The sequence below is a fragment of the Methanocalculus sp. genome, assembly GCF_030651615.1.
Classification (GTDB): domain Archaea; phylum Halobacteriota; class Methanomicrobia; order Methanomicrobiales; family Methanocorpusculaceae; genus Methanocalculus.
The window spans coordinates 1-5,278 of sequence record NZ_JAUSCG010000153.1 but is presented as its reverse complement, the minus strand read 5'-3'; the positions used below and the strand labels follow the sequence as shown (position 1 = coordinate 5,278).

5 protein-coding genes are annotated in these 5,278 nt (G+C 48.6%); 3 read left to right on the top strand and 2 right to left on the bottom strand.

The features are described from left to right. Positions 1-133: 133 nt before the first annotated feature. Positions 134-1,336 carry an NADP-dependent malic enzyme gene (locus tag Q7V06_RS06720; RefSeq protein WP_304839851.1) on the top strand — a complete coding sequence of 401 codons (1,203 nt, stop codon included), beginning with the start codon at positions 134-136 and terminating at the stop codon, positions 1,334-1,336. A gap of 24 nt (positions 1,337-1,360) precedes the next feature. After that, positions 1,361-2,179: a potassium channel family protein gene (locus Q7V06_RS06715; RefSeq protein WP_304839849.1), complete on the top strand. Its 819-nt coding sequence runs from the start codon at positions 1,361-1,363 to the stop codon at positions 2,177-2,179. Here Q7V06_RS06715 and Q7V06_RS06710 read toward each other — a convergent pair. Then, positions 2,162-3,853 (bottom strand): histidine kinase N-terminal 7TM domain-containing protein, encoded by a 1,692-nt coding sequence (locus Q7V06_RS06710; protein WP_304839847.1) that lies wholly within the window; start codon positions 3,851-3,853, stop codon positions 2,162-2,164. The genes Q7V06_RS06715 and Q7V06_RS06710 overlap by 18 nt on opposite strands. Before the next feature lie 288 nt (positions 3,854-4,141). On the opposite strand from Q7V06_RS06710, the gene Q7V06_RS06705 reads away from it, so the two are divergent. Then, positions 4,142-4,342 (top strand): hypothetical protein, encoded by a 201-nt coding sequence (locus Q7V06_RS06705; protein WP_304839844.1) that lies wholly within the window; start codon positions 4,142-4,144, stop codon positions 4,340-4,342. 228 nt (positions 4,343-4,570) lie between these two features. On the opposite strand, the gene Q7V06_RS06700 is transcribed toward Q7V06_RS06705, so the two are convergent. Further along, the coding region (locus tag Q7V06_RS06700; RefSeq protein ID WP_304839841.1) for a HAMP domain-containing sensor histidine kinase at positions 4,571-5,278 on the bottom strand (708 nt) is incomplete at its 5' end.

The following is a 5,278-nucleotide window of genomic DNA, read 5'->3' as shown; positions in this document are numbered from 1 at the left end:
AATGCTATAAGGATTTTTGTCCTGACACTCATCGGGGGAATCGGGAGATTCATCACCGTACCAATCATCTGACAGGAATATAAGCCCTTTGATGTTAGGTGGATTTATTATCCCGGCAATCCCTTCTCTCTCTATGCCCCCGACTCTCTATGAAGAGGCACTCCTCCTCCATGAAGAGCACCGAGGAAAGATCGAGGTGCGCGGAAAGGTGCCGGTGAGGAACCGGCATGACCTGAGTGTTGCTTATACTCCGGGTGTTGCCGAGGTTGCACGGCGGATTGCCGGTGATCCGAATCTTGCCTATCGGTACACGCTTAAAGCGAATACCGTTTGTGTCGTGACCGATGGGTCGGCTGTCCTTGGTCTTGGTGATGTCGGGGCATATGCGGCCATCCCGGTGATGGAGGGAAAAGCCCTGCTATTCCGTGACTTTGCCGGGATCGATGCGTTTCCAATCTGTTTTGCCTCAAAAGACGGAGACCTTGTTGCACAGATTAAGAATATCGCTCCTGTCTTTGGAGGGATCAATCTTGAAGATATATCAGCACCCCGGTGTTTTGCCATCGAAGCGGCTCTTCAGGATATTGGCATCCCGGTTATGCATGATGATCAGCATGGAACGGCGGTTATTGTGCTTGCGGCCCTAATCAACGCCTGCAGGGTGCAGAAGAAGAGTATGGCCGATCTGAAAATTGTCATCAGTGGAGCGGGGGCAGCAGGCACCGCTATTGCCCGTCTCCTCAAATGTGTAGGTGTTTCGGATCAGATCTGCATCCCCGTTTGTGATATCATCGTCTGCGATCGTTTGGGCATCATCCACCGGGGCCGAAGGGATATCCTCTCGATCCCGCATAAATACCTGATCGCCCATGAGACCAATCATGAGAACCGGATAGGAACACTTGCAGATGCGCTTGTCGGTGCCGATGCATTCATCGGTGTCTCAGCACCCGGTCTTGTAACACCCGCCATGATACGTTCAATGGCGAAAAATCCGATCGTCTTTGCGATGGCAAATCCTGTTCCGGAGATCCTGCCCGAGGAGGCGAAGGCTGGAGGTGCAATGATCGTTGGTACCGGGAGGAGTGATTATCACAACCAGATCAATAACGTCCTTGCATTCCCCGGGATATTCCGTGGTGCGCTTGATGCACGGGCAGAACGCATTACCGATAAGATGAAGATAGCAGCAGCCCACGCGATTGCAGAGTATGTGAAGCACCCGACGAAGGAGTATATCCTTCCGTCGGTCATTGATCGCGGGGTAACCCGTGCAGTGGCCGTGGCTGTCGCAGAGGCATGGAAACGTTCTGCCGAAGGGGAGAAGTATATCTGATTCCACGCCAATCTCTCTTTCTTCATGCATTCCGGTGATACGCAATTTCGCCTCTACCTTATCGTTCTTCTTACGGTGCTGATGGTTGGATCGGTTGGTCTTGCAGTCCTTGAAGGTCTCTCATTCTTTGACGCCTTCTATTTTGTCATTGTAACAATTGCGACTGTCGGATACGGTGATATCGTCCCGGTTACCGATGCCGGGCGTCTCCTTGTTATGATTCTTATCCTTGCCGGAGTTGGGACATTTGTTACGGTAGCAGCGTACTTCATCGAGATGACGGTATCCCGAAATGATCTCCATGCAAGAAGGAAGAAGGTGCGGATGATCATCTGGGTCTTCTTTTCTGAGGTGGGAGTGCCGTTTATCGACATCTGCAAAGGAGGAGTCAGCGTTCTCAGATCAGGGATCCCAGACCTCCTTGTTACGGATGAATGGAAGAGAAGGAACTTCGTTCAGGCGAGGAAGAACCTCTCTTCACAGGACTATGCAATCGATCTCTCTTCGGTTGATCTCCTTTCAATGCAACAGTTTCTCTTAGAGAAACGATCATTTATTATCCAGCTTCTCCAGCATCCGATGCTCTCTGAACATGAGCCTTTTTCTGATATGATAACTGCAATCTGTCATTTTGAAGAGGAACTCTCGGCACGAAGCAGTCTTGTTCAACTCTCTGCCGGAGATTGTGCCCATCTCTCACGGGATTGCAACCGGGTTATCAGTCTCCTTGTCCTTGACTGGCTTGACCATATGGAATATCTGAAGGAGCATTATCCCTATCTCTTCTCACTCTCGGTCAGAACAAATCCGTTTGATCCGAATGCTTCAGCCGAGGTTGTCTGAATCAGGGGCATTCCTGAATGAGTTTTTCGGCATACGGATCAAAAACCGTGCTCCATAACCGTATCTCCCATCTTCTGAGATGGTAATGTTGGTTATTGAGAGGATCTCACGTATCAGGTAGAGTCCAAGCCCGATCTGACTTCCACGAATATGGGTAAAGATTCGCTCTTTCATCCTGTCCGGGATGCCGATCCCGTTATCCTCAACGATGAGTATCCCGAAATCCTCTTCCTGTTGAAAGGAGATGGAAATCCTTGTTGCATGTTCTGCATGTTTTACCGTGTTATGAAAGAGGTTTGAGAAGACCTTCTGGAGCAGGGGGTCGGCATAGACCTCAAGTGCTCCTGTTGTACAATCAAGTGTGATCTCCCCAAGGTCTATCTCATTCTTTGCACACTGTGCTACGAAGTCTATATGCTGCCATTCGGGTTCGCGAACTCCGAGATTCTGGTAGTCTGCTGTGAAGGTGATCTGTCGCTGGATCGTTCTTGTTGCTTCATTGAGTTTATTCATGAAGCTCCGGGTTTCCGGGTCCTCAGGAAGCGACTCTTCAATGAGTGATCCGTATCCGAGGATTGCAGTGATCTGATTCAGGATATCATGGCGGGTGATGGAGGAGAGGAGGTTTAATTTCTTGTTCGCCTGCTGGAGAGCGGTTCGTGCGCGATATACTTCAGTAATGTCACGGATGAACAGTATTCTCCCAAAAACTGTTCCTTTACTGTCTTTAAGAGGATTTTGCCGTACCTCAAAGATCTCATCTCCATCTTGACGATGGATCAGTGCTGACTGTGTTGCATTGAGTGCTCCCCACCGCTCAAGAAGGACTTTGCCATCTGTCCCTTCGAGATCTTTAAAGGTATCTCCGGCGATGATGGTGGCAGACCGGTTCATATCGACGATCCGGTGATCCTGATCGAGGACGATGATCCCGTCTTCCATCGATTCGATGATACGACTCCGTGCAAGGGGGACGATTGAGAAGAGCCTGAGATGGGCATTACCGAAGACGAGGATCCCTGCTGTGACCAGAAGTAAGAACGGTGTCCAGTCCAGACCCGGAGATGCGATGATACGATTGAGGTAGAGGATGTTTGCGATGAATGGTATCATAATGCCGATGATGAGCCAGTGTATCTGGCGTCGGATGAGGGGAGTACTTGCTGTATATTTATAGATGAGAATCCCCACAGAGCTTGCGATCAAAAAGTAGGAGTAGAAGGGGTGGATGGGATAGAGTGGGCCATATGAGACCTCCCAGATGATGGTGTTGAGTACATGCTGCTCTGTGACGCCTGAATAGAAGAGGCCATGGAGGCTGTTTGTCCCTACAAGGATGATGCTGATGATTGGTATGATAAAAAGAACTGATGCTTTTTGAAGTGTATTGAACCGGTTGATTCCGACATAGATGCAGGAGATGAGGAAGAGCGATACCGGCACTCCTGTTGCTCCGACAAACGAGAGGGTTGTCCAGGCAAGTTGTGACTCAGGGTCTGCCGAGGCATAGATCAATGCATCTCCAAGCGCCCATACGGCAGCAAAGAAGAGAAAAAGGGTCACCTGACCTTTCAGTTCTTCGCTCCACCTGTCTCTGTACAGGATTGCGAGAAGGGCATATCCAAGAGATATGGCAAGCAGTATCGGGGTCAGGATAGAAAACTGAACGATCATAGGCCTTATAAGCCAGAATGCTCCCGAAGAATAAAAGGGTGTTTGTTGATTAGATCATGATCTTTAGAGTCTCTTGTATCTCTTGGAGTATTGTCCAGTCAATCTGTAGTAATCGGGGAGAATAATTTTTTTGCATTCTGCTTTTGACACCGGTTAACTGGTTCTTCATCGCATTCATCAACATCTCTGCCATATCGTCGATCAGGGTGATGCCATATAATCTGTTGTATATCAAAACTGTTTTATTTTACAGAAAGTATATATTCAAGCCATCTCTATAGGGGGTTGGTGATAGTAATGGTCTGCCCTGGTTATGCCCACCTGGAACCTGCGAAGATTGCACAGATAACCAAGCTTGAGGCTGAACTTGGTGTCCTCCTCCTCGCTCATGAGAGACCGGCACCTGTTGCATCGCTGAATGAACAGGATCTCAAACAGATCCGTGAGATTGAGAAGAAGATGGGTATACGGCTCGTTGCATATGCATGATCCCGTTACCACACACCTCTGACTTCTGGGGGAGGTCTTCTCCCCCTTAGTATCTAAAATATCAATTTAACTTGTCCGATTCAGGGATTTTCCCGGATCAGTGACCTTATTATGGAAGCAAAAAAACATCATGATTAGGTTCGTCTTTGCTCTGGTTCTTATTTGCACCCGGGGGAGCCTTCTCCCAGGCAGTTTTTGCGGGGATGGTTATTACAATGGTTGCTCCTTTCAGCCTTTAAGATGTCTCCATCCCTCTTTTGGAATATGCAATTCAAAGTGAGCTCCAATCTTTGGCACTCCGGTCTCAATAAGGGATATCCCGGTAACGGAGGCGATGTCCCGTGCAAACGCAAGCCCAAAACCGGTATTCTTTCCATATCCATATTCAAATATCCTCTCTTTTTCATCCTCCCCGATCCCGACTCCATTATCTTCGACTATGAGGACGAGATCCCCATCGGAGATTTCAACGGTTTTGATTGTGATCAATGTGACCTTCTCTCCGTGTCTGATGGCGTTATCAAGGAGGTTGTAGATCACCCTGACAAAGAGTCTGTCAGCATGGATCACTGCCGGTATAACCTCTGATCTGATCTCAACATCACTATGACTGATATCATTCATTGCGTGAACAACGGTCTGTTCAAGTGACAGCCAGACCGGATCATATGTGCCTATCTCCTGATATTCACGGGAGAAATCAAGGTAAAGGATGATCTTTTCGACGATATCTATCGACTCATTAATGTACCTCTCCGACTCTGCCCCGCTCAGATCGTCTTTCAAAAACTCAAGGTATCCGATAAGGGCTGCAACCTGATTGCCGATATCATGGCGGGTAAGCTGAGTCAGTCGGGCGATCTTCTCGCCGGAGATACGAAGTGTCGTCTCTGATGCCTTCCTTACTGTGATATCCCGGATGATCAGGACGCAACC